The organism is Methylobacterium soli (genome assembly GCF_008806385.1).
GTDB classification, from domain to species: Bacteria; Pseudomonadota; Alphaproteobacteria; order Rhizobiales; family Beijerinckiaceae; genus Methylobacterium; species Methylobacterium soli.
In genome coordinates this window covers 1-24,060 of record NZ_VZZK01000031.1, presented here as the reverse complement: position 1 = coordinate 24,060, position 24,060 = coordinate 1, and the positions used below count along the sequence as shown (strand labels likewise).

The window sequence follows — 24,060 nt, the reverse complement described above, 5'->3', positions numbered from 1 at the left end:
AACCGTTCCGTCTTGGAAGGCGCGGCGCGCCTTGCCGGGCGCCGCGGGGGCGAGATCCCGGAAACAATCAGATGCGGGCTGCCGTCTCGATGACGACGGTGGCAAGCCGCTCGGCGGCGTCGTGAATGCCCGCGCTTTTGGCCGCTGATGCGGCGCCGGTCAATTTTTCCGGATTTCCGAAGAGATCGACGAGCTCGGAGGTGAGGCGGTCCGGCGTGAAGCTCGACTGGGGCAGGCTGAGCGCGGCGCCGATGCCGGCGAGCGTCGCGGCGTTGGCGGCCTGGTCCTGATCGAGGGCCCCGGGAAGCGGCACTAGGATCGCGGGCCGGCCGATGGCCGCGAGCTCCGAGACCGTCGAGGCGCCCGAGCGCGAAACCACCAGATGGCTGCGCGCCATGCGGCCCGGCAGGTCGCGGAAGAAGGGGGCCGCCTCGATGCTGCGCAGGCCCATGGCGAGGTAATCGTTCTGGACCGCGGTGAGATCCTCGGGGCGGGCCTGCTGCACGAGGTTCAGCCGCGCCCGGATATCGGCCGGCAATTGCGCGATCGCCTTGGGCACCACCTCGCCCATCACCCGCGCGCCCTGGCTGCCGCCGAAGACGAGGAGATGCAGGTCGTCCTCGGAACCGAGCAGGGGATAGGGCGTCTTCGCCGCCTCGAGCACCGCGGGGCGCAAGGGGTTGCCGGTGTGAATTCGGGGCGCCTTGGCCTTGTCGGGCACGCCGCGCACGGCCGCGAAGCCCGTCGCGATGGTGCGAGCGCCCCGCGCCAGGAAGGCGTTCGCCCGGCCCATCACGGCGTTCTGCTCGTGCAGGATCGTGGGCACGCGCAGGATCTGGCCGGCGAGCACCGGCGGCACGGTCGGGTAGCCGCCGAAGCCCACGATGGCGGCCGGGTTGATGCGCCGGATCTCGCGTGCCGCCGCGCCGAAGCCGCGCCCGAGGGTCAGGATCGCGCCCGCGCGCTTCAGGGGCGAGCGGCCGGACGGCGTCGCCGACGCGATGGTGACGATCTCGGAGGCCGGGAACCCGCCGGCGATCGAATCGACCCGCGCATCGGTGGCGAGCACCACCCGCACGCCGCGGGCGCGCAGCGCGTGGGCGAGGCTCTCGGCCGGGAAGAGATGCCCCCCGGTGCCGCCGGCACAGAGGAGGATGGTGGCCTGGAACACCGTCACCGCATCACTCCGGCGACAGTGGCGGGCGCGGTCCCGGGCGGCTTCTGGCTGAGCATGGTGACGCGAGGCCGCTTGCGGGTCAGCGCGATCAGGAAGCCCATGCCCAGCGCCAGGGAGATCAGCGAGGAGCCGCCGTAGGAGACGAAGGGCAGCGTCATGCCCTTGGCGGGCATCAGCTGGGTGTTCACCGCCATGTTGATGCAGGCCTGCAGGCCGAACAGGGTGGTGAGTCCCGTGATCGCCAGCCGCGAGAAGGTGTCGTCGGTGCGGCGCGCGAGCTTGAGACCGCGCATCACGATGTAGACGAACAGGGCAACGAGGCAGAGGCAGACGATCACGCCGAACTCCTCACCGGTGACGGAGAAGATGAAGTCCGTATGTGCGTCGGGCAGGTGGCGCTTGGCCACCCCCTCGCCCGGGCCGGTGCCGAACCAGCTGCCCGAGCGGAAGGATTCGCGCGACCAGAACTCCTGGAAACTGTCACCCGAATCACGGTCGAGGAAGCGCGTGATGCGCTCGCGGACGTGGTGCAGGAAGGTGTAGGCGGCAAACACCCCGACGAGGCCGAGCGCACCGAGGCCCGCCACCCAGAACCAATGCAGCCCGGCCACGAAGAACAGCGCGCACCAGACGATGGTGATCAGCATGGTCTGCCCGAAATCGGGCTGCAGGATCAGCGGTACGATGGTGATGGGCAAGAGCAGGATCGCCAGGAAGCCGCCCGGCATGTCACGCCGTTGCGCGCCTTCCGAGAAAGCCCAGGCGGCCACCACCACGAAGGCGGGCTTCACGAATTCCGAGGGCTGCAAGCCGAACGAGCCGAATTGGATCCAGCGATGCGCGCCCTTGATCTCGGGACCGAATTTGCCGGCCAGGATGCAGAGCGCCACGCCGGTGATCCAGGTGCCGAGCGCGAGGCGCCGGATATGGCGCAGGCTCAGGAAGGAGACCGCAACGATCAGCAGGATCGTCGGCGCGAGATAGAGAGCCTGCCGGTTCAGGAAGTAGAAGGTCGGCAGGCCGATGCGCTCGGCCACCGGCGGGCCGCCGCCCATCAGGAAGACGAGGCCGGCCACCATCAGGGCGCCGAGCGCCGCCAGCAGGCCGCGATCGACCGTCCACCACCAATCCGTGAGGGGCGTGCGTTCCGCGCGGGACATCATGGAATTACGCGTGCTCCGTGACACGGACCGCTCGGGCCGAGCGGTCCACGGCCGGGCGCGATCCTGTGACGGAATGGTAAATGGTTTCTTATGGTTATCGGATTCTGCGCGGGCTCGTCGTCCTCAGGGCAGCGCCCGCACCAGCTCGCGAAACTGGTTGCCCCGGTCCTCGAAGCTCCGGAACTGATCGTAGGAGGCGCAGGCCGGCGAGAGCAACACGACGGGCTCCGGGGCGCCCGCGGCGGCGGCCCCTTCCGCGGCGGCGCGGGTCGCGACGTCGAGCGTCTCGCAGCGGGTGAACGGCACGGCGCCCTGGAGCGTCGCCGCGAAGGCATCCGAGGCCGCGCCGATCAGGTAGGCATGCGCGATCCGGTCGAAGAACGGCACGAGGGGGAAGATGCCGCCCTCCTTGGCCTTGCCGCCGAGGATCCAGTGGATGTCGCGGAAGGCGGTGAGGGCCTTCTCGGTCGAGTCGGCGTTCGTCGCCTTCGAATCGTTGACGAAGAGCACGCGGCCGCGCCGTCCGACCTCCTCCATCCGGTGGGGCAGGCCCGGGAAGGAGCGCAGGCCCGCCTGGATCGCCGCGTCCGCGACGCCGAGCGCCCGGCTCACCGCGACCGCGACCGCCGCGTTCTGCCCATTATGGGCTCCCCGCAGCGAGCCGATGCCGGAGATGTCGGCGACCTGCGTGCCGGCATCGTCGAAGATGCCCGTATCCCGCACGACGAGGCCGCCGGCGGGGCCGGCGCCGGTCCCCACATGGATGCGCAGGCTCGCCCCCTCGCGGCGCTCGGCGATGGCGCGGCTGAAGCCGTCGTCGATACCGATCACGGCGAGGTCCGAGCCCCGGATCAGGCGCTCCTTGATGCCCGCGTAATTCTCCATCGCCCCGTGCCGGTCGAGGTGATCCGGCGTGATGTTGAGGAGGACGCCGACGCTCGGCTTGAGCGAGGGCGTCAGGTCGATCTGGAACGAGGACAACTCGATCACGTGCACGCGCGCGGCGCTCGGTGGCTCCAGCGAGAGGATCGCGGTGCCGATATTGCCGCCCATCTGCACGTCGCGGCCGGCCTGCCCCAGGATATGGGCGATCAGGGCCGTGGTGGTCGACTTGCCGTTGGTGCCCGTGATGGCGACGAAGGGGGCGTCGGGCGCGCTCGTCTCCCGCTCGCGGCAGAACAGCTCGATGTCGCCGATGATCTCGAGGCCGGCCGCCTTCGCCCGCTCCACCGTCCAGTGCGGAACGGGGTGGGTCAGCGGCACGCCGGGCGCCAGAACGAGCGCGGCGAAGGTCGACCAGTCGGCCTCGCGCAGGTCCGCGGTGTGGATGCCCTGGGCGGCCGCCCGGGCCATGCTGTCGGGATTGTCGTCGCAGGCAATGACGGTCGCACCGCCCGCCTTCAGGCTGAGCGCGGTGGCGAGACCCGAGCCCCCCAGACCGAACAGGGCGACGGATCGGCCGGCAAAGGTGGTGACAGGAATCATCAGCGTCTCGGAATTGCCAGGAGCTTCGAGGTCTTCCCGTCCCTCTACCGCATCCCGAGCCGACCGGGTCAGCGGACCGCGAAGGAAGCCTCCGGGTGTCCCGGCGGAATCCGGGGCGCGGTCGAGACGTCCGCTTCGGGCCGGGCTCTCGGGATGAGGGGGATCGGAGATCGAGGCGCCGCCTCAGCGCAGCTTGAGCGTCGCCAGCCCGGCGAGCGCCAGGATCACGGCGATGATCCAGAAGCGGATCACGACCTGCGGCTCCTTCCAGCCCTTCTGCTCGAAGTGGTGGTGAATCGGCGCCATCCGGAAGACGCGCTTGCCCGTCAGCTTGAAGGAGGCGACCTGGATGATCACCGACATCATCTCCAGCACGAACAGGCCGCCGACGATGGCCAGCACGATCTCGTGCTTCGTCGCCACCGCGATGACGCCGAGGAGGCCGCCGAGCGCGAGCGAGCCGGTATCGCCCATGAAAATCTGCGCGGGCGGCGCGTTGAACCAGAGGAAGCCGAGGCCCGCTCCGATCACGGCGCCGCAGACGACGGCGAGCTCGCCGGTGTCGCGCACGTAATTGACCTGGAGGTAGCTCGCCGTGAACGAGTTGCCGACCAGGTAGGCGATGACCCCGAAGGTGCCGCAGGCGATCATCACCGGCACGATGGCGAGCCCATCGAGGCCGTCGGTCATGTTCACGGAATTGCCCGCGCCGACGATCACGAAGCCACCGAACAGCACGTAGAACCAGCCGAGGTTCAGCAGCGCGTCCTTGAAGACCGGGAAGGCGAGCTGGTTCTGCAGGGAGGCGGGCGAGTAGACCGCGATCATGGTGCAGGCCGCGATCGCGATCAGCCCCTCCAGCGCCAGCCGGAACTTGCCCGAGAAGCCCTTGTGGGACTGCTTCGTCACCTTGAGGTAATCGTCGTAGAAGCCGATCGCGCCGAAGCCCAGCGTCACCGTCAGGGTGATCCAGACGTAGTGATTGCGCGGGTTCGCCCAGAGCAGGATCGCCACGATCGCGCCGGCCAGGATCATCAGGCCGCCCATGGTCGGCGTGCCGCGCTTCGTGAGCAGGTGGGTCTGCGGCCCGTCCTCGCGGATCGGCTGGCCCTTGCCCTGGCGCAGGCGCAGGAGCGAGATGATCAGCGGCCCGAACCAGAACACGAACAGGCCCGCCGTGAACAGCGCCCCACCCGTGCGAAAGGTGATGTAGCGGAAGACGTTGAGGGCCGAGAGCGAGCCGCTCAGGTCCGACAGGAGGTACAGCATCCGGGGCTCGACCGCAGCGTGATGTGAAATCAGGAGTTCGGGTTGCGAAGGGCGCGGTACGCCTTCGGTCCGTTCGCGCCGCGACCATGCGCGCCGCGAAAGCTCGTCACGGAGCAGCCGACAGGGCCGCCTCGCGTTGCGTTGGGTCGTTCGCGTAGCGGGCTTTGAGGGCTTCGACAATCCGCCCCATGCGGATGCTGTTCGAGCCCTTGACCATCACGGCGTCGCCCGGGCGCAGGGTCGCGATCAACGAATCGGCGAGCTCCGCCGCCGTCGCGGCGCTGACGCCGCGGCAGCTCAGGGGCAGCGCCTCGAACAGGTGGCGCATCAACGCACCCGCCGTGAAGACGAGGTCGATGCCGTTCGCCGCAATCGGCTCGGCGAGCTCGCGATGGTGGCGCTCGGCCGCCTCGCCGAGTTCCAGCATGTCCCCCAGAACGGCGATGCGGCGCCCACGCGGGCCGGTCTCGATACCGGCGAGCGTCGCGAGGGCCGCGCGGATCGAGGCCGGGTTGGCGTTGTAGCTCTCGTCGACGAGGCAGGCCTCGCCGTCCCTGATCGCCAGCACGGTGCGCTCGCCGCGCCCGACCGGAGGCTTGAGGGCCGCGAGCGACAGGGAGGCGCGGGCCAAATCCGCCCCGAGGGCGTGGACGACCGCCATCACGCCGAGGGAATTCATGGCGACGTGCCGGCCCGGCGTGCCGAGTTGGTAGGTGACCGGGATGCCCATCACGCTGGCGTCGATCACCGAGAGGTCGGGACGCAGCACGATCCGATTCGCGCGCACATCGGCGTCCGGATGTTCCCCGAAGGTGATGACGCGCCCGGCCCGGGAGGCCTGAGCATGCGCGAGGAGGCGCGGATAGTTCGGATTGTCGCGGTTGATCACGGCGACGCCGCCGGGCTTCAACCCGGAGAAGATCTCGCCCTTGGCGTCGGCAATGGCCGAGAGGGAGCGGAAATGCTCGATATGGACCGGCTCGATCGTGGTCACGAGCGCCACGTCGGGCCGCACCATGGCGGTCAGCGGCAGGATCTCGGCGGCGTGGTTCATGCCGATCTCGAATACGCCGAACCGGCTCGCGGCCGGCATGCGGGCCAGCGTCAGGGGCACGCCCCAATGGTTGTTGTAGGACGCGACCGAGGCGTGCGTCGGCCCCTGCGCCGCGAGGACGTGGCGCAGAGCCTCCTTGGTGCCGGTCTTGCCCACGGAGCCCGTCACCGCGACGATCGCCGCGCCGGTCCGGGCTCGGGCTGCGAGCCCGACGCGCCGCATGGCGTCGAGGACCGGATCGTCGCTCGCGCCGGGAACGGCCAGGACGGGGCCGGTTCCCGCGAAATCCGCCGCGCGGGCCTGGGCCACCACGGCGGCTCCGGCGCCGCGCGCGAGCGCTGCGGGCACGAAGTCGTGGCCATCGCGGGTCTCGCCCGCGATGGCGAAGAACAGATCGCCGGGCTGAAGCGTGCGCGTGTCGATCGAGGCGCCGGTGATCGCGCGCGGCGCGCCGTGCAGGCGCCCGCCGGTCGCGGCTTCGAGGGCGTCGGGGGTCCAGAGGGGCGTATCGATCATGCCTGTAGCTCCGCGATCGCGGCGCGGACCACATCGTGGTCCGAGAACGGAAGCACGCGATCTCCCACGATCTGGCCGGTTTCATGTCCCTTGCCGGCCACGACGAGGACGTCGCCGGGCTGAAGCGCGCGCACGGCCTCGCGGATCGCCTCGGCGCGATCGCCGATCTCGACGGCACCTGGCGCGGCCGCGAGGATCGCGGCCCGGATCGCGGCTGGCTCCTCGCTGCGCGGGTTGTCGTCGGTGACGATGACGCGATCGGCGAGGCGTCCGGCGATCGCGCCCATGATCGGGCGCTTGCCCCGGTCGCGGTCGCCGCCGCAGCCGAAGACGACGCAGAGCCGTCCCGTCGCGAAGGGTCGGAGCGCCGTCAGCACGCCTTCGAGCGCCTCGGGCTTGTGCGCGTAATCGACGAGGCAGAGCGCGCCGTTGACCTCGCCGACCCGCTCCATGCGGCCCGGAACGCCGGTGAGATGTTCGAGGGCGGCGAAGACGCCCGTGGGGTCGGCAGCCCCTGCGGGCGTCGCGAGGACGAGGCCCGCGGCCAGGAGCGCGTTCTCGATCTGGAAGCCGCCGACGAGGGGAAGGCGGACCTCGCGCGTGCCGTCCGGGCCATCAGGCTGCGACAATGCGATCTGCAGGACCTGAGCGAAGCCCTCGGTCCGCGCATCCAGGAGGCGAATCGCCGTGCCGGCGCGCCCGGTGGTGCGCACCGCGAGCCGCGCATCCGTCGCGGCCGCGACCACGCGCTCCGCATAGGCCCCATCGGCATTGATCACGGCCGGGATGCCGGCCGGCGCCAGGGTCGTGAACAGCCGGAGCTTGGCCTGGAGGTATTCCTCGATGGTCGCGTGATAGTCGAGATGGTCGCGGCCGAGATTGGTGAAGCCCACCGCCGTCAGCGCGACGCCGTCGAGGCGCCGCTGCTCGATGCCGTGGGACGAGGCCTCCATGGCCAGGTCGGTGATGCCGTCGCGCGCCAACCGCGCCAGGGTCTCGTGAAGCGTCACGGGACCGGGGGTGGTCAGCGAGCCGTAGGAGGCACCGCGGTTGGTGACGATGCCGACCGTGCCGAGGCTCGCCGCCTCGCGGCCGAGCCGCGACAGGATCTGGCGCACGAAATCGGCGACCGAGCTCTTGCCGCTCGTGCCCGTCACGGCGACGACCGTCCGGGGTTGGCCCCCGTGGAAGCGCCGAGCCGCCGTCGCGAGACAGCGGCGCGCATCCTCGACCGAGATCCAGGGCACGTCGGGATCGAGGTCGGCGGGCGCCTCGCCCTCCCCCACGACCGCGATGGCGCCGGCCGCGACGGCCTTGGCGGCGAACAGCTTTCCGTCGGCACGGGTGCCCGGCACGGCGACGAAGACGAAACCCGGCGCGACCTTGCGCGAATCGGCCGTCAGGCCCGCCACGACATAGTCCCCGGCGCCGTCCAGGCGGGCATCCGGGAACAGGTCGTGAAGCTTCGGGCCGATGGCGATCATGGGCCGCCCAGTTGGTTCGCGTGGTAGGCGCCGAGCTTCACCATGAGCGGGAACGGCTTGGCCGGCGGCTCGAAATAGGGCGGCAGGCCGAGGATCGGCGTGACGCGCTCGATAACCTTGCCCGTGACGACGCCCGAATTCCAGGCCGCCGTGGCGTACCCGCCGCTCTCGGGCAGGCCCTGCGGCTCGTCCATGATGGTGACGAAGAGGTATTTCGGCTTGTCCATGGGGGCCGCCGCCATGAAGGTCGTGAACAGGCGGTTCTTCACGTAGCGCCCGTTGATGACCTTCTCGGCCGTGCCGGTCTTGCCGCCGACGAAGTAGTAGGGAATCGCCGCCTTCTTGGCCGATCCCTCGACCGCGTTGAGGCGCATGATGAAGCGCATCGCCTCGCTGGTCTCGGGCTTGAGCACCTGCGTGGCCTTGGCATGCGCCGCCTCGGCCGTGGTCTTGAGGAAGGTCGGCGTCATCAAGAAGCCGCCATTGGCGATGGCCGCGACCGCCGCCGAAGCCTGAAGCGGCGCCACCGCGAGACCGTGGCCGAACGCGATCGTGATGGTGTTAATCTCGGTCCAGCGGGGCGGCACGATCGGGGCCGCGCTCTCGGGCAATTCGGTGCGCAGCCGGTCGAGGAGGCCCATCTTCCGCAGGAAGGCCTTGTGGCCGGGCACGCCGACGCCGAGCGCCATCTTGGCCGAGCCGATATTTGAGGAATGCGTGAACACCTCCGGCATCGTGATGACGCGGTTCGTGCCGTGGTACTCGTGGATCTTCTGGCGGCCCCAGTTCAGCACGCCGCCCCGGGTGTCGAACGTGGAGTTGACGTTGTACTTGCCGGATTCGAGCGCCATGGCGAGCGTCATCGCCTTGAAGGTCGAGCCCATCTCGTAGACGCCGACATTCATCCGGTTGATGCGGTCGTCCGAGAGCGCGTCGACCGGGTTGTTCGGGTCGAAATCCGGCAGCGAGACGAGGGCGATCACCTCGCCGGTCTGCACGTCGAGGATCATCGAGGCGCCGGCCTTGGCCTTGAAGTGCTCGACGCCCTTGGCGAGCTCGTCGCGCACCGCGAACTGCGCCCGCAGGTCAACGGATAGTTGCAACGGCTTGAGGTCGGTCTGCTTGGCGACGAAGCCGAATTCGTTGAGCGCCTTCACACCCTGGGTGTCGATGTACTTCTCGATGCCGGCGATGCCGACATTGTCGAGATTCGTGACGCCGAGAATATGCGCGGCGGCGGTGCCGTTCGGGTAGACCCGCTTGTGGTCGGGCAGGAAGCCGATGCCCGGAATGCCGAGGCGGTGCACCTCGGCCTGTTGCTTCGGGGTGATCTCGCGCTTGACCCAGACGAAGCCGGCGCCCTTCCGGTCCTTGCGGGAGGCGAGCTTCTTGCGCAGATCCGTCGCGTTGAGCTCCGGCAGCACGGCCGTGAGGAGCTCTACCGCCTCGTCGACGTCGTAGATGTTCCCGGGCTCGGCGAAGACCGAGACCGTGCGGATGTCGGTGGCCAGGATCTCGCCGTTGCGGTCGACGATGTCGGGGCGGATCGCCGTCGTGGCGGCGGCCGCCACCCGGTGCTCCTGGCTCGGGGGCTCGCCGAACGCCGCCATCATCAGGAGGCGCACGCTGATCGTTCCGAACACCGCCGCGAAGGCGAGGCCGACGAGGCCGACGCGGGTATAGGACCGCTCGATCGCGAGGCGGAACATGGACCGGACCAGAGCGGCCAGCCGGTTCTCGGCGGGCTCGGGCGCGGAGGGCGCGGCCTCCGCGAGGTCCGCCTCGTGCGGGGCTTGCGGCTCCTGCGCCTCGGCGCCGTGGGCGGCCGCTGCGTCGAGGGCGGGATCGCCGTCGGGACCGGGCGGGGGGGATGCGTCTGCGGACACGGGAACTACCTCGAAGCCGTGGTCGGTGTTCGGGTCGTGGTGGTGCGGGGAATCGAGCCGGTGGTGCGCGGATCGAGGGGACCCGGCTTCTCCTTCGGCGTCGCCGTCGCGGCGAGAAGGCGGCCGATCTCATCGCCGCGCTCGGGCCGCGCCGGCAGGTCGGAGAGGCGGGCGAGATGCTCGGTCCCGATCGGCTCGAGGGCCAGGTGCTTCTCGACCGCGGCCTGCAGCCGGTCGGGTCGCGTCAGGAGCTGCCACTCGGCGCGCAGCACCGCGATGGCCTGACGCTCCTTGTGCAGGCCGCTCTTCAGCTTCGAGACCTGACCCGCCTGATACAGCGTGTCGTACTTGATCGAGTAGGCGTAGACCGCCGAGGCGACGAGACCCAGGACGGCCAGGAGGTTGAGAAGTCGGATCACCGGCGCGATCCTCCGCGCGAGGGGGATGTCTCAGGCAGGCTCGCGAGCATCGCGATGGCCGCGAGGGGCTCGGGCGCCGGAGCCTCAGTGCGCTGCGCGGCCCGGAGCTTGGCCGAACGGGCACGGGGATTGGCGGCCGTCTCGGCCTCCGAGGGCAGCACCGGGCCCTTGGTCACCGGCTGGAAGCTCTTGGGAACCGGGCGCTCGACGCTCGGGAGATGGCGGGAGGCCTGGACGGCCCGGCCGCTGCGCGCCGAGAAGAACTGCTTCACGATGCGGTCTTCGAGGGAGTGGAAGGTCACCACCGCGAGGCGCCCGCCGGGCCGCAGAATGCGTTCGGCCGCGTGCAGCGCCCGCACCAACTCGCCGAGCTCGTCGTTCACGGCGATGCGCAGGCCCTGGAAGGTGCGGGTCGCGGGATGGATCCCGCTCGCGGGATCGGCGCGCACGACGCTCGCGACGATCTCGGCGAGCTGCGCCGTGGTCTCGATCCGGCCGCGGCGACGCGCCTCGAGGATCGCCCGGGCCACGGCCCGCGAGCGGCGCTCCTCGCCGTAATGGAAGATTATGTCGGCGAGCGTCGCCTCGTCCGTCTCGTTGACGAGGTCGGCGGCACTCGGGCCAGCCCGCTCCATGCGCATGTCGAGGGGGCCGTCCTGACGGAAGGAGAAGCCGCGCTCGGGCTGATCGATCTGCATCGAAGACACGCCGATATCGAGCACGACCTGATCGGCGCCGGTGTCGCCGGAAGCCTCCACGATCGCGTCGAGGTCACCGAAGCGGCCCGGCACCAGTTCCAGGCGTCCCTGTGCCTCCGCCACGAGGCCCTTGCCCGAAGCGATGGCGCCGGGATCCCGGTCGATCGCCAGGACGCGGATCCCGGGATCGGCTGCCAGGATCGCGCGGGTGTAGCCGCCCGCCCCGAAGGTGCCGTCGACCGCGAGGCCGGGGCCCTTGATCGCGAGCGCCGTGAGAACCGGTTCGAGCAGAACGGGAATGTGGGGACCGTCCGTCCTGGGGACGGCCTGTACCTTGGGGGGCCGGCTCATCGCGGCCTCGCGGCGTTGGACGGAATCCGGACGGCGGCGTCGGAAACGAGTCGGCTCATGTTTGCCTGCGGTACCCGAGATCCGCATTGCCGCGAACCCGGACGAGGGGGCGGCCCCGGATGCGCGACGGCCATAGGCTCGCGCACGAACGAACACCCAGCGGTTGTGGGGAACGTCCGCCGATCCGAAAATCGCCGTTGACGGGATGATGGCGGGTAACATGGGCCTCTGAAGGTCGTCAACGCGCACGGCCGCAGGGTGCCGGACGCGGCCGATCAGACCTCAGCAAGGTTAACCGAGCGTAAGTGACCGCCCGAAATGTCGCTCGGGCGCGTTCACCGGAAGCTGTGCCATGTCGTTGAGCGCGCAACCCGATCGGGGGGAAGAACCGGGCGCCGGCACGAGCGGATCAGTCGGCCTGTAAGCCGGGTTCTGTAGGGCTCGGATACCTTGCGGCACCCGAACGTGGCGGCCATTCCTCTGGGACGATCGTTGCCGACCGCCTCGAGCAACCAACCCGGGCGACGGGCCTGGAGAGTGGGCCTGCCCGCTTCCTCGCGGGAGCGGACGTGTCGCCCCTATTCGGTTTTGCTCCCGGTGGGGTTTGCCGTGCCGTCCGCGTTGCCGCGTCCGCGGTGCGCTCTTACCGCACCCTTTCACCCTGACCCTGCGCGCAGGGAGCCTGCGTTCAGGGCGGTCTGCTCTCTGTGGCACTGTCCCTGGGGTCGCCCCCGCCGGACGTTATCCGGCACCGTCTCTCCATGGAGCCCGGACTTTCCTCCCCGGACGCGAGGCCCGGAGCGGCCGCCCGGCCGACTGATCCGGCGCGGGTGTGCGCGGTCCGCTCCGCGGGGTCAAGCGGGCGCGCGGTGCCTGCGCTGCGGGCATGCCCGGATTTTCACCCTGAAGTTGCAAGCGGCCGGCCCTCACCCTAGCTGGACCATCGAGGGTCCGGCCGGCCTTCGGCCGCGGCGCCCTCGCGAGAGAGGAGACGACCATGGCGACGCAAGACACGACTTGGACGCTCGAATCCGTCCAGGCCCTGACCGAGATGGCCCGTGAACGCATCCCGGTCTCGGTGATCAGCCTCAAACTCAAGCGACCTGTCGAGGCCGTCTCGGCCAAGCTCGCCGAGCTCGGCATCACGCCGGCCGTCGATACCGGCGCCCCCTGAACGGCCTGGGCGTCCGCGGGGCGCGCGCGCAGCCCCGCGCGACCTCACCAGGTTCCGGTATTCTCCATCGACACCCACGGCTCCTGGGGCGCCTTCGCGCCCCCCTTCTGCAGGATCTCGATGGAGATGCCGTCCGGCGACTTCACGAAGGCCATATGGCCGTCGCGCGGCGGGCGGTTGATGGTGATGCCCGCATCCTTCAGCCGCTGGCAGAAGGCGTAGATGTCGTCGACCTGATAGGCGAGGTGGCCGAAATTGCGTCCGCCCGAATATGTCTCGGGGTCCCAGTTGTAGGTCAGCTCGACGAGGGGCGACTTCGTGGCCTCCGCCCGTCCGACATCCCCCGGGGCCACCAGGAAGACGAGGGTGAAGCGGCCCTTCTCGTTCTCGACGCGACGCACCTCCCGCAGCCCGAACGCATCGACGTAGAAGGCGAGGGCTCGGTCGAGATCCGCGACGCGGACCATCGTGTGCAGGTATTCCATGGGCCATCCCTCTCCGGTGATGCGTCCTATCTGGCCCTGGGCCCGGTGGCGTCAACGCCGGCATCCGCGGCTGGGGGGCGGGCTTCGGCGCGGGATCCATTGCACCCGGCCCCGCAGGGGTTAGAACGCGGGCGGTCCCCGACACGCCCGGCGAGAGGCTCCATGCGCACCGAGACGCCCCCGACGATCCGCCTGGAGGATTATCGCCCGAGCAGCCACCTGATCGACCGGGTCGAGCTCGACGTGCGCCTCGCGCCCCACGAAACCCGAATCACCGCAACGCTCGCGCTGCGCCCCAACCCGGCGGGCGAGCCCGGTGTCCCGCTGGTTCTCGACGGCGACGACGTAATCCTCCTGGCCCTCGATCTCGACGGCCAGGCCCTGCCGCCCGACGCCTACGCGGCCACGCCCTCCGGCCTCACCCTGCATCGCCCGCCGGCGCGGCCCTTCACGCTGCGCATCGAGACCCAGGTTGATCCCACCGCCAACACCAAGCTGATGGGCCTCTACCGCTCGAACGGCGTCTATTGCACCCAGTGCGAGGCCGACGGCTTCCGGCGCATCACCTACTTCCTCGACCGCCCGGACGTGCTGTCGGTCTACACCACCCGGATCGAGGCGGAGCGCGACGCCGCACCGGTGCTGCTGGGCAACGGCAACCCCGTGGCGGCGGGCGAGGCCGGCGAGGGCCGCCACTACGCGGTCTGGCACGACCCGCACCCGAAACCCGCCTATCTCTTCGCCCTCGTCGGGGGCCGCCTCGACAAGGTCGCGACCCGCTTCACGACGATGGAGGGGCGCGACGTCGCGGTCGCGGTCTATGTCGAGCCCGGCCAGGAACCGCGGGCGGATTACGCGCTCGGGGCCGTCCTGCGCTCGATGCGGTGGGACGAGGAGGCCTTCGGCCGCGCCTACGACCTCGATGTGTTCAACGTCGTGGCCGTCTCCGACTTCAACATGGGCGCGATGGAGAATAAAGGCCTCAACATCTTCAACGACAAGTACGTTCTGGCAAGTCCCGAGACGGCGACGGACCAGGACTACGCCAACATTGAGGCGATCATCGCCCACGAGTACTTCCACAATTGGTCGGGCAACCGCGTGACCTGCCGCGACTGGTTCCAGCTCTGCCTGAAGGAGGGCCTCACGGTCTTCCGCGACCAGGAATTCTCCTCCGACATGCGCTCGCGCGCCGTGCACCGCATCGGCGAGGTGCGCACCCTGCGCGCCCGCCAGTTCCCCGAGGATGCCGGCCCCCTCGCCCACCCGGTGCGGCCGCGCGCCTACGCGGAGATCAACAACTTCTACACGGCGACCGTCTACGAGAAGGGAGCCGAGATCGTCCGGATGCTGTCGACCCTCGTCGGCCCGGCGCCGTTTCGCGCCGGCATGGACCGCTACTACGCGCAGAACGACGGCCGGGCCGCGACGGTCGAGGATTTCCTCGACGCCTTCGCGGTGGAGAGCGGACGCGACCTCGCGGCCTTCGCGCAATGGTACGAGTGGCCGGGCACCCCCCGCGTCGAGGTGGAGGGCCGCTACGATGCGGCCGAGCGCCGCTACACGCTGCGCTTCAGCCAGGATCTGCGGGGCGGTGCACCGCCCCTCGTCATACCGGTGGCGCTCGGCCTCGTCGGCGCCTCCGGACCAATTTCGGAAGCCACCTGCCCGGAGGTCCGCGACGGCGTCTTCGTGCTGGACCGGACGAGCGCGGGCCTCACCTTCACGAACGTGCCCGAAGCGCCGGTGCCGTCCCTGTTTCGCGGCTTCTCGGCACCGGTGCGGGTCGAGATTGCCCTGAGCGATGCCGAGCGCCTGACGCTCCTGCGCCACGACACCGACGCCTTCAACCGGTGGCAGGCTGCCCAGAGCATCGCGATGCGCCTCCTCGCCGATCGCGGCACGGCCCGCGCGCGCGAGGCGGAGGATGCGGGACCGGCCGCGCAAGCCTATGCGGAGGCGCTGGCCGCCTTCCTGGACGCCGAGGCGCTGGCCGACCCGGCCTTCGCGGCCCTGGTGCTCGGGCTTCCGGGGGAAGGCGACGTCGCCAACGAGATCGGCAGCGACATCGATCCGGACGCCATCCACCGCGCCCGGCAGAGCCTGCGCCGCCATCTCGGCCGGGCCCTCGGCGAGCGCCTGAGCCGCCTGCGCGCCGATCTCACCGAGGCACCCGGGACGCCGTTCAGCCCGGATGCCGCCTCGGCCGGACGACGCGCGCTCCGCAACGCCGCCCTCGACCTGATCGCCGCGGCCGATCCCGTCCGGGGCACGGCACTGGCGCGCGCGCAGATCGACGAGGCCACCAACATGACCGATCGCCTGGCCGCGCTCGGAATCCTCTCGCTGATCCCGGGCGAGCCCCGTGAGGCCGCCCTCGCGGCCTTCGGGGAGCGCTACGCCGACGAGCCCCTCGTCCTCGACAAGTGGTTCGCGATCCAAGCGGCGATCCCGGAAGACGCCACCCTCGCCCGCATCGCGCGCCTGCGCCAGCACCGTGCCTTCTCGATGACCAACCCGAACCGCGTGCGGGCACTGATCGGCAGCTTCGCCCTGGCCAACCCGACGCAGTTCAACCGCCTCGACGGCGCCGGCTTCACGTTGCTCGCGGAGACGGTCGAGGCCCTCGATAGGACCAATCCGCAGATTGCGGCCAAGCTTTTGACGAACTTCGGTTCATGGCGACGGCTTGAACCCGCAAGGTCCTCGAAAGCCGGCGAAATTCTCGCTCGGATCAAGGCCGTTCCGGGCCTGTCGCGCGACGTCGCCGACATCGTGGCCAGAACCTTGTCCGGATCGTTAACATCCTCTTAAAAATAGACTATTTCGACTCAGTCCCTGGCAAAATCACGTTCCTGACAATCGCGGCCTGTCAAGGATCGGCCCGAGAAAGCCGTGGACAAGCTCGTCCTCCGGGATGATCATATAAGCATGATTCGAAGCGAGCCGGTCTGACCGCTTCGGAGGATTCACACAGCGAGCGGCGAGGTTCGGTCATGCCGGAGGCGGATTCCGCTTCCCTCTCCGCGCGTGCGGATACGATCCTTGGCATCCACCGACCCACGCGCGCGTCGCATGCGCGTTTCGTCCGGGCCGAGACGTGGATGCGCTACGCGGTTCCCGCCCTGCTCGCGACGTTCCTGGCCTGTCTCGGCGGCGTCGCCACCCTCTATCTCCAGATGCAGCGCGAGGAGATTTTCCGCCGGGCCATCGTGGATATCGAGACCTTCACGCGTCTCACCGCCGCCGCCTTGCCGAACACCGCCCTGTCGGGCGACGCCGCCCCCGCACGCCTCGGAAGCCTGATGCCGGAGGGCTCGCTGCAGGCGGGCCGGCAGGTTCTGGTGATCTCCCCGGCCGAGCGGATCGTCGCCGCCTATCCGCCGCTCTCCGGCTCCTACGAAACCCTGAGCGAGGTCATCGGCGAGGTGCAGGCGCTCTCGACGCTCGGCGAGCGCGCCGGCGTCATGAGCCTGACGCTCGCCAACGGCCAGGCGGCCTTCGCGACGATGCGCCAGGTGCCCGGCGACACGGCGCGGATTGCCGTGGTGCAGCCCCTCGATCCGATCGTGGCGAGCTGGAACGAGCGGGCCCACCATCAGGCGGTCCTGCTCGGCGCGGCTGGCCTCGTCATCATCGGCATTGCCGTCGCCTACGGGCTGCAAACCCGGCGCGCCCACGCGGTCGACCGGCTCTGCGAGCAGATCAAGCAGCGCCTCGACACGGCGCTCGGCCGCGGCGGCTGCGGCCTGTGGGATTGGGACATCCCGCGCGGACGCATTTACTGGTCCGACTCGATGTACGCGCTGCTCGGCTATCACCGCGAGCGGGAGTTCCTCTCCTTCGGCGACGTCAACGCCCTGGTCCATCCCGATGACGGAGACCTCTACAGCCTCGCCCGCGGCCTCGCCGCGAGCCAGACGACCATCGACCATGCCTTCCGGATGCGCCGGGCCGACGGCGCCTATGTCTGGCTGCGCACCCGCGCCGAGATCGTGCCGGATCCCAGCGATGGCGGGCGCCATCTCGTCGGTATCGCCGTCGACATCACCGAGCAGCGCAACCTCGTGGAGTCGAACGCCACCGCCGACATGCGCCTGCGCGACGCCGTCGAGGCGATTTCCGAGGCCTTCGTCCTCTGGGACACGAGCAACAGGCTCGTTCTGTGCAATTCGAAGTTCCGGCACCTCCACGCCCTCAGCCCGGAGGATGCGCAGGCAGGCCGGCGCTACGCCGAGATCATGGGTCGGGGCGTGCTGCCGCGCGTTCGGCGGGAGATGCCGGACGCGGAGCCGGCAGGCGCCACCTCGCGGACCTTCGAGGCGGAGCTGACGGATGGGCGCTGGCTCCAGATCAGCGAGCGGCGCACCAAGGATGGCGGCTACGTCTCCGTGGGCACCGACATCACCAGCCTGAAACGGCATCAGGAACAGCTCGTCGCCTCCGAGCGAGAATTGATCGAGACCGTCAAGGATCTCAAGCGCTCGCGCCGGACCCTCGAACTCCAGACCCAGCAACTCGCCGACCTCGCCGAGCGCTACCTCGACCAGAAAGCCGCGGCCGAGAGCGCCAATCAGGCGAAATCCGAGTTCCTGGCCAATATGAGCCACGAACTGCGCACGCCGTTGAACGCGATCATCGGCTTTGCCGAGCTGATGGAGAGCGAGGTCTACGGAGCCCTCGGGTCGCCGCGCTACGGCGATTATTGCCGCGACATCCGCGCGAGCGGAAACTACCTCCTCTCGGTCATCGACGACATCCTCAACATGTCCCGGATTGAGGCGCAGCGTGTCCGGCTGGTCCGGCGCGAGCTCTCCCTCGATTCGGCGGTGCGGAGCGCCTTCAAGCTCGTCGCCGAGGCGGCACGGGCGAAATCACTCGCGGTCTCGGTCGATCTCAGCCCGAACCTCACGCTCCTGGCCGACGAGCGCGCCCTGCATCAGATCCTTCTCAACCTGATGCAGAACGCCGTGAAGTTCACCCCGGCCGAGGGCCGCATCATGATCCGGGCGCGCTCGGCGGGTGATCAGGTGCACCTCTTCATCGAGGATAGCGGCATCGGCATCCCGAAGGATGCCCTCTCGAAGCTCGGGGCCCCCTTCGCGCAGGTGGAGACCAATCTCACGCGCAGCTACAAGGGCTCCGGCCTCGGCCTTGCCATCGCCCGGGCCATGGCGGAGCTGCACGGAGGCGCCCTGCGCATCCGGTCCGAGGAGGGCCTCGGCACCATCGTCCTCGTGCGCCTGCCGAGACCCACCGCCGAACGCCTCGCGGCGCTCGCGGCCGACGAGACCTCGCAGCAGACCGTGGCCGCTCTCCGCGAGGCCGCGGGGGCGAGCCTTCGCCCGGCGCCGCGTCAGCCCGCGGCGGTGTGAGGGTGGCTGCCGGCTCGCGATCACGCGGGCCGGATCAGGACAGGAGCCCCTCGAAGATCGCCCGCACCTCCCGGCGCTCCACGGCGAGCTGCGCCGTGAGCGCGCGGGCATCCGGCAGCCCCGACGCGGCGGCGAGCCGTGCGAGCGCGACCGGCGAGACGTCGGTCGGCGCCCCCTCGACCATGAGGCGCTGCCAATGGTGCACGTCGTCGAAGAGGCGATAGGCGCTCACGAGCCGGTCAGCCGCGTCCATCGGCAGCAGGCCCTGGCCGGCAGCGGCCGGCAGGAGCGTCGGCGCATCGAGCCCGACGAGACCGGGATGGTGCCCCGCCTGTCCGAGAACGAGGGCCTGCGCCAGGAAATCGAGATCCAGGAGTCCCCCGGGCGCGAGCTTCAGATCGAGGTCTCCGCCATCCCCCTTCTCGCGCGCGACGAGGTCGCGCATCGCGCGCACCTCGCGGTTCACCGCATTCGCGTCACGGGGCGCGCAGAGCACCGTCCGGATCGCCTCCGTGATCTCGGCGGCCAGATCCGGATCTCCCGCGATGACGCGCGCACGCGTCAGGGCCATCAGCTCCCACAACTCGGCCTCCTCGCGCAGATAGGCGAGGAAGCTGCGAAACTGGGTGGCGATCATGCCCTGGCCGCCGCCCGGACGCAGGCGCAGATCGACCTCATAGAGGCCGCCCCGCCGCGTCGGGGCGGTCAGCGCGGCGACGAGGCGCTGCGTCAGCCGGTTATAGGCCACCCCCGCATCGAGGGGCCTCGGGCCCGTGCTGGTGCGGTTCTCGGGGTCGAAATCATACAGAACCACGAGGTCGAGATCGGATTCCGCCGTGAGTTGGCGGGATCCGAGGCGACCGAGGCCGAGCACCACGATGCGCCCGCCCGGAACCGTCCCGTGGTCGGTGGCGAAGACCTGCGCGACCGCCGCCAGCGAGGTGGCCACGGCCGCCTCGGCGATCCCCGCGAAGGCTTGGCCTGCACCGCTCGGCGGCAGGATGCCGGACAGGAGCCGCGCCCCGGTGACGAAGCGCATCTGCCGGGCGGCGTCGCGGCTGCGGTCCAGGAAATCCTCGTGGTTGCCGGGTGCGCCGACGAGGCCGCGATACTGCTCGGCAAGCTGGCCCGCGTCGGTCGTCGGATCGACGAAGGCGGGATCGATCACCGCGTCGAGGACGTGCGGGCTGAACGCCACCGTGTCGGCCAGCCGCGGCGCAGTGCCGAGCAGGTCGGCGAAGAGCAGGCGCAGCCGGTCGTGCGAGCGCAGGATCGTCAGGAGCTCCACTGCGGCAGGCATGCGCCCGAAGGCCCGGTCGAGGGCATCAAGGGCGGCATCTGGATCCGGCGTGCCGCCGAGCGCCTGCATCAGGGTCGGGACGAGTTCCGTGAGGACTTCGCGGGCGCGTGGGCTGCGCACCGCCGGGCGCCGCCCGAAATGCCAGCCGCGCACGGTCTCGACCGCGCGTTCCGGCTCGCGGAACCCGAGCTGCTGCAGGGTTTTCAGGGTGCCGGGATCGTCGCCCGCCCCGCTGAAGACGAGGTCGCCGACCTCCGAGGAGAGATCGGGCTCCGCTTCGAACAGCAGGGCGTAGCGGGCCTGGACGGCGCGCGCATGCTGCAGCATCACGGCCTCGAACGCGGGCAATCCGGAAAAGCCCGCGAAGCGCGCGAAGCTCTCGAGTTCGGCCGGGTCCGTCGGCAAGCGCTGGGTCTGCTCGTCCCGGACCATCTGCAGGCGGTGCTCGATCGTGCGCAGGAAATCGTAGGCCGCCGCGAGGGCGTCGCGGGCGTCGGCGTCGATCCAGCCCTCGTCGGTCAGGCTCGCCAGCATCTCGATGGTGCGGCGACCGCGCAGGGCCGGACGCCGGCCGCCGAAGACGAGTTGCTGCGTCTGGACGAAGAACTCGATCTCGCGGATGCCGCCGCGCCCGAGCTTGATGTCGTGGCCGGCGACCGCGATGGTGTCGTGCCCGCGCACGGCGTGGATCTGCCGCTTCATGGCATGCACGTCGGCGATCGAGGCGAAATCGAAGTACTTGCGCCAGATGAAGGGCCGGAGTTCGGCCAGGAAGCGCTCGCCCGCCGGGATGTCGCCCGCGATGGGGCGCGCCTTGATGAAGGCGGCCCGCTCCCAGTTCTGCCCCAGCGTCTCATAGTAGGTATAGGCGGAATTCAGCGCCATCGCGGTGGGCGTCGAGCCCGGATCGGGCCGGAGCCGGTAATCGACCCGGTGGACATAGCCCTCCCCGGTCCGCTCCTGCAGGAGCTTCGCCACCCCTTGGGCGAAGCGGCTGAAGAAGGGCGTCGGCTCGAGCCCTTCCTTCAGGGACGCGACCTCGGGATCGAAGAAGACCACTAGGTCGATGTCGCTCGAGTAGTTCAGTTCGTGCGCGCCGAGCTTGCCGAGGCCGAGGACCACGAGACCGGTCCCGTCCTGCAGCGCCTGCCCATCCGCGAGCCGGAAGCGCCCGAGATCGGCGGCCTGTCGGAGCATCGCGTCGATGGCCGCCGAGACCGAGGCGTCGGCGAAATCCGAGAGCGCCCGCGTCACGGTGGCGAGCGGCCAAAGGCCGCCGATATCGGCGAGCGCCACGAGGAGCGCATGCTCCGCACGGTTGTGGCGCAGGCGCCGGCCGACAGCCTCGAGATCGACCATCTCGCCCGGTTTCGGGGCTCCCGCCGCGCGCTGGTCGGCAATGATCGCCGCGCTCGCGGCCTCGGGCGCCCTGTCGGCGAGCCGGACGAGACGCTCGGGATCGCGGCTCACGAGCTGCCACAGGAAGGGGGAATGGTCGGCAAGTCCGAGGAGAAGGGCCCGCATCGGTCCATCGCGGACAGATTTCGGGAGCGCCTCCGCGATATCGGCGAGCCGTGCCTCGGCGTTCTCGGGGTCCGACAGGGAAGGCGCCGCCGTCAGGCGCTCCCGCAAGCTGGAGCCGTCGCTCATGTCCGTTCGCCCTCGCTCTGGGCGGGCAGGGTTACCACAACGCGCAGGCCCGGGGCATTGTCGCGAAGCGCGAGCGTTCCCTGATGCAGCCGCACCACGGCCTGGACGAGGCTGAGGCCAAGCCCGAATCCGGGCCGCGAGCGGGCATCCTCCAGCCGCACGAACCGGTCGAGCACCCGTCCCCGCGCCTCTTCCGGAATGCCCGGACCGCGATCGCCGACGCTGAGAACCACCTCCCCGCCCACGCGGCGGGCCTCCAGGGTGATGCGGCCCTCCGGGGCCCCGTCGGCATTCCCATACTTGATGGCATTGTCGATCAGGTTGGCGAGGGCCTGCCCGATCAACTCGCGGTTGCCCATGATCACGAGATCGGGCTCGGTCTCCATCTCGAGGCGCAGGCCCCGCTCCTCGGCCAGCGCCTCGTAGAGCTCCCCGACCTCGCCGGCGACGCGGCCCGCATCGAACGGCCCCATGATCTCGCGGGCATTGCCGGCCTCGAGCCGCGCGATCATCAGGAGGGCGTTGAACACCCGGATCAACCCGTCGCTCTCCTCGATCACCGATTCCATGGCGGCCCGCAGGGCATCGGGGGACGCGGAATGACGCAGGGCCTCGTCGGCCCGGTTGCGCAGGCGCGTCAGCGGCGTCTTCAGATCGTGGGCGATGTTGTCGGAGACCTCGCGCATGCCGCGCATCAGCTCGCCGATCCGCTCCAGCATGGCATTGAGGTTCTGGGCGAGGCGGTCGAGCTCGTCGCCGTTGCCCGAGACGGTCAGGCGTCCGTCGAGATCGCCCGCCATGATGCTGCGCGTCGTCTCCGTCATGTCGTCGACGCGCTTCAGGACGCGGCGCGCCACGAACCAGCCGCCGACGACGCCGAGGATCACCACGAGGGCCAGCGAGGAGCCGAATGTCCGGCTGATCACGGCGCGCAGGCGGTCGCGCTCCTCGACATCGCGCCCGACGAGGAGGCGGAAGCCGCCCGGCAGGGTGAAGATGCGCACGAGCGCCCGGTGCTCGGAGCCGCCCGCCTCGCCGCCCCGGCTGTAGACGGTCTCGGCCTGGCCGGGGGCGGAGAGCAGGCGCGCCGGAACCTCGCCGACATTGCCGACCACGTGCTCGCCTGCCGCGGTGGTGACGAGATAGAGCGAGGCGCCCGGCTCGCGCGAGCGGCGCTCCACCACCGCGATGAGGCGGCGCAGGCCGCCGGCATTGTACTGCTCGGACAGGCCGTTGATCTCAGCGTCGATGGTCGAGACGATCTGATCGTCGAGGACGCTGCGGGCATTCCACGCGACGTAGCCGAGCGCGAAGAACGCAAAGGCCGCGAAGACGACGAGATAGGCGAGCGAGAGCTTGAACGCCGTGGTGCGGAACAGCTTGCCCAGACGGGCGAGCGGGCCCTCCGGAACGGTCCCCGGCAACGCTCCGCTCACGGGGCGCGGCCGTCATCGGCGCGCACCATGTAGCCGGCTCCCCGGACCGTGTGGATCATCGGTGCGTCGAAGCCCTTGTCGATCTTGGCACGAAGCCGCGAGACATGGACGTCGATCACGTTGGTCTGCGGGTCGAAATGATAGTCCCAGACGTGTTCGAGCAGCATGGTCCGGGTCACGACCTGCCCGGCATGGCGCATCAGGTATTCGAGGAGGCGGAACTCGCGGGGCTGCAGGACGATCTCGCGGGCGGCGCGGGTCACCCGATGGGACAGGCGATCGAGCTCGAGTTCGCCAACCCGGTAGGCGGTGGCCTCGGCCGTCCCGGGCGCCGCGGCACGGCGGCGGGCCAGGACTTCCGTGCGGGCGAGGAGCTCGGAGAACGCGTAGGGCTTGGGCAGGTAGTCGTCGCCGCCGGCCCGCAAGCCCTTCACCCGGTCGTCGACCTGGCCGAGGGCGGAGAGGATCAGGACCGGGGTGGCGACATCCTGCTCGCGCAGGGAGCGAATCAGCGACAGGCCGTCGAGCTTCGGCAGCATCCGGTCGACGATGAGCACGTCGTACGCCCCCTCGCGGGCGAGCGCGTAGCCATCGAGGCCGTCGAGGGACTGATCGGCGACATGTCCGGCCTCGCGAAAGGCCTTGACCAGATAGGAGACCGCCTCGCGATCGTCCTCGATGATGAGCAGGCGCATGGCGAACTTCCATAAGGCGAGCGGGCGCGGCAGGAAATGGTTCGCATGCGTTCCCCCCTCCCCTCTTCGCGCGATCGGGACGGCAGGCCGGTTCTCGCGCGAAAGCCGGCCTGCCGCGGGCACGGCGGCCGCGGCAGCTCGCGGGGGCAGACGAGCGGCGCGGGCGCGCGGACCCTCCGGAACCGCCAAGGGAGAATGTCCCTCGGCAGCGTCCGGCACGGCCCAGTCTCGGCGCCCGCCCATTACGCCACGATCGCGGGCGCGTGACGATTCGGTAAGATGATCGCGCGTGAAGCCAGGGCCGGCGAGATCCGGTGCACGAAGAGCCCCGAAACGACGAAAGGCCGCTCTCCGGTGAGGGAGCGGCCTTTCGGACAGGATCGTGCTGAGGGGATGTTTGGCGATTGCGCTGGGCAGGTCTGGCGGCGACCGACTCTCCCGTG

Annotated in this window: 16 protein-coding genes and 1 other RNA gene; 3 read left to right on the top strand and 14 right to left on the bottom strand. The window is 70.1% G+C overall.

All coding sequences use genetic code 11. The annotated features are described in order from the left end of the window. Positions 1-67: 67 nt before the first annotated feature. The 10 genes from murG to rnpB form a co-directional block, all read right to left on the bottom strand. On the bottom strand, positions 68-1,177 hold the full coding sequence (murG, locus tag F6X53_RS23665) for an undecaprenyldiphospho-muramoylpentapeptide beta-N-acetylglucosaminyltransferase (protein ID WP_151002905.1): 1,110 nt from the start codon (positions 1,175-1,177) through the stop codon (positions 68-70). Then, on the bottom strand, positions 1,174-2,340 hold the full coding sequence (locus F6X53_RS23660) for an FtsW/RodA/SpoVE family cell cycle protein (protein WP_151002903.1): 1,167 nt from the start codon (positions 2,338-2,340) through the stop codon (positions 1,174-1,176). Before F6X53_RS23660 ends, murG begins: the two co-directional genes overlap by 4 nt. 123 nt (positions 2,341-2,463) lie before the next feature. Beyond that, positions 2,464-3,825 (bottom strand): UDP-N-acetylmuramoyl-L-alanine--D-glutamate ligase, encoded by a 1,362-nt coding sequence (gene murD / locus F6X53_RS23655; protein ID WP_151002901.1) that lies wholly within the window; start codon positions 3,823-3,825, stop codon positions 2,464-2,466. Positions 3,826-4,008: 183 nt separating this feature from the next. Further along, positions 4,009-5,094 (bottom strand): phospho-N-acetylmuramoyl-pentapeptide-transferase, encoded by a 1,086-nt coding sequence (gene mraY / locus F6X53_RS23650; RefSeq protein WP_151002899.1) that lies wholly within the window; start codon positions 5,092-5,094, stop codon positions 4,009-4,011. Positions 5,095-5,200: 106 nt separating this feature from the next. Beyond that, a complete protein-coding gene (locus F6X53_RS23645; protein WP_151002897.1) occupies positions 5,201-6,664 on the bottom strand; it encodes a UDP-N-acetylmuramoylalanyl-D-glutamyl-2,6-diaminopimelate--D-alanyl-D-alanine ligase in 1,464 nt (487 codons plus the stop codon). Continuing rightward, positions 6,661-8,148, bottom strand: a complete 1,488-nt coding sequence (locus F6X53_RS23640; RefSeq protein WP_151002895.1) for a UDP-N-acetylmuramoyl-L-alanyl-D-glutamate--2,6-diaminopimelate ligase — start codon at positions 8,146-8,148, stop codon at positions 6,661-6,663. Before F6X53_RS23640 ends, F6X53_RS23645 begins: the two co-directional genes overlap by 4 nt. Then, the gene (locus tag F6X53_RS23635) at positions 8,145-9,878 is read right to left on the bottom strand and encodes a peptidoglycan D,D-transpeptidase FtsI family protein (protein WP_373875934.1); all 1,734 of its coding nucleotides are present in this window, start codon (positions 9,876-9,878) and stop codon (positions 8,145-8,147) included. Before F6X53_RS23635 ends, F6X53_RS23640 begins: the two co-directional genes overlap by 4 nt. A 161-nt stretch (positions 9,879-10,039) precedes the next feature. Further along, complete coding sequence (ftsL, locus tag F6X53_RS23630; protein ID WP_151002893.1) at positions 10,040-10,453, bottom strand: cell division protein FtsL; 414 nt, start codon at positions 10,451-10,453, stop codon at positions 10,040-10,042. Next, entirely contained in the window at positions 10,450-11,502 is a 1,053-nt protein-coding gene (gene rsmH / locus F6X53_RS23625) for a 16S rRNA (cytosine(1402)-N(4))-methyltransferase RsmH (protein WP_151002891.1), read from the bottom strand. The genes ftsL and rsmH overlap by 4 nt, the downstream gene beginning before the upstream one ends. Positions 11,503-11,907: 405 nt before the next feature. Further along, an RNA gene (gene rnpB / locus F6X53_RS23620) (RNase P RNA component class A) lies at positions 11,908-12,322 on the bottom strand. 177 nt (positions 12,323-12,499) lie between these two features. Between rnpB and F6X53_RS32590 the strand changes: the two genes are divergently transcribed. Continuing rightward, on the top strand, positions 12,500-12,676 hold the full coding sequence (locus tag F6X53_RS32590) for a hypothetical protein (protein WP_191970961.1): 177 nt from the start codon (positions 12,500-12,502) through the stop codon (positions 12,674-12,676). A 44-nt stretch (positions 12,677-12,720) separates the two neighbouring features. Here the strand turns inward: F6X53_RS32590 and F6X53_RS23615 are convergent, their stop codons facing one another. Next, on the bottom strand, positions 12,721-13,161 hold the full coding sequence (locus F6X53_RS23615) for a VOC family protein (RefSeq protein ID WP_151002889.1): 441 nt from the start codon (positions 13,159-13,161) through the stop codon (positions 12,721-12,723). Between the two features lie 162 nt (positions 13,162-13,323). Here F6X53_RS23615 and pepN point away from each other — a divergent pair, with 162 nt between their 5' ends. Both pepN and F6X53_RS23605 read left to right on the top strand, forming a co-directional pair. Continuing rightward, complete coding sequence (pepN, locus tag F6X53_RS23610; RefSeq protein WP_151002887.1) at positions 13,324-15,975, top strand: aminopeptidase N; 2,652 nt, start codon at positions 13,324-13,326, stop codon at positions 15,973-15,975. A gap of 182 nt (positions 15,976-16,157) precedes the next feature. Continuing rightward, a complete protein-coding gene (locus F6X53_RS23605) occupies positions 16,158-18,536 on the top strand; it encodes a PAS domain-containing sensor histidine kinase (protein ID WP_151002885.1) in 2,379 nt (792 codons plus the stop codon). A gap of 34 nt (positions 18,537-18,570) precedes the next feature. Here the strand turns inward: F6X53_RS23605 and F6X53_RS23600 are convergent, their stop codons facing one another. From F6X53_RS23600 to F6X53_RS23590, 3 genes are read right to left on the bottom strand one after another with little or no spacing between them, the layout of a single operon-like run. Further along, positions 18,571-21,486, bottom strand: coding sequence for a bifunctional [glutamine synthetase] adenylyltransferase/[glutamine synthetase]-adenylyl-L-tyrosine phosphorylase (locus F6X53_RS23600; protein WP_151002884.1), 2,916 nt, complete (start codon positions 21,484-21,486; stop codon positions 18,571-18,573). Continuing rightward, positions 21,483-22,922: a HAMP domain-containing sensor histidine kinase gene (locus tag F6X53_RS23595; RefSeq protein ID WP_151002882.1), complete on the bottom strand. Its 1,440-nt coding sequence runs from the start codon at positions 22,920-22,922 to the stop codon at positions 21,483-21,485. Before F6X53_RS23595 ends, F6X53_RS23600 begins: the two co-directional genes overlap by 4 nt. Then, positions 22,919-23,617, bottom strand: a complete 699-nt coding sequence (locus F6X53_RS23590) for a response regulator transcription factor (protein WP_151002880.1) — start codon at positions 23,615-23,617, stop codon at positions 22,919-22,921. The genes F6X53_RS23595 and F6X53_RS23590 overlap by 4 nt, the downstream gene beginning before the upstream one ends. Positions 23,618-24,060: the final 443 nt, after the last annotated feature.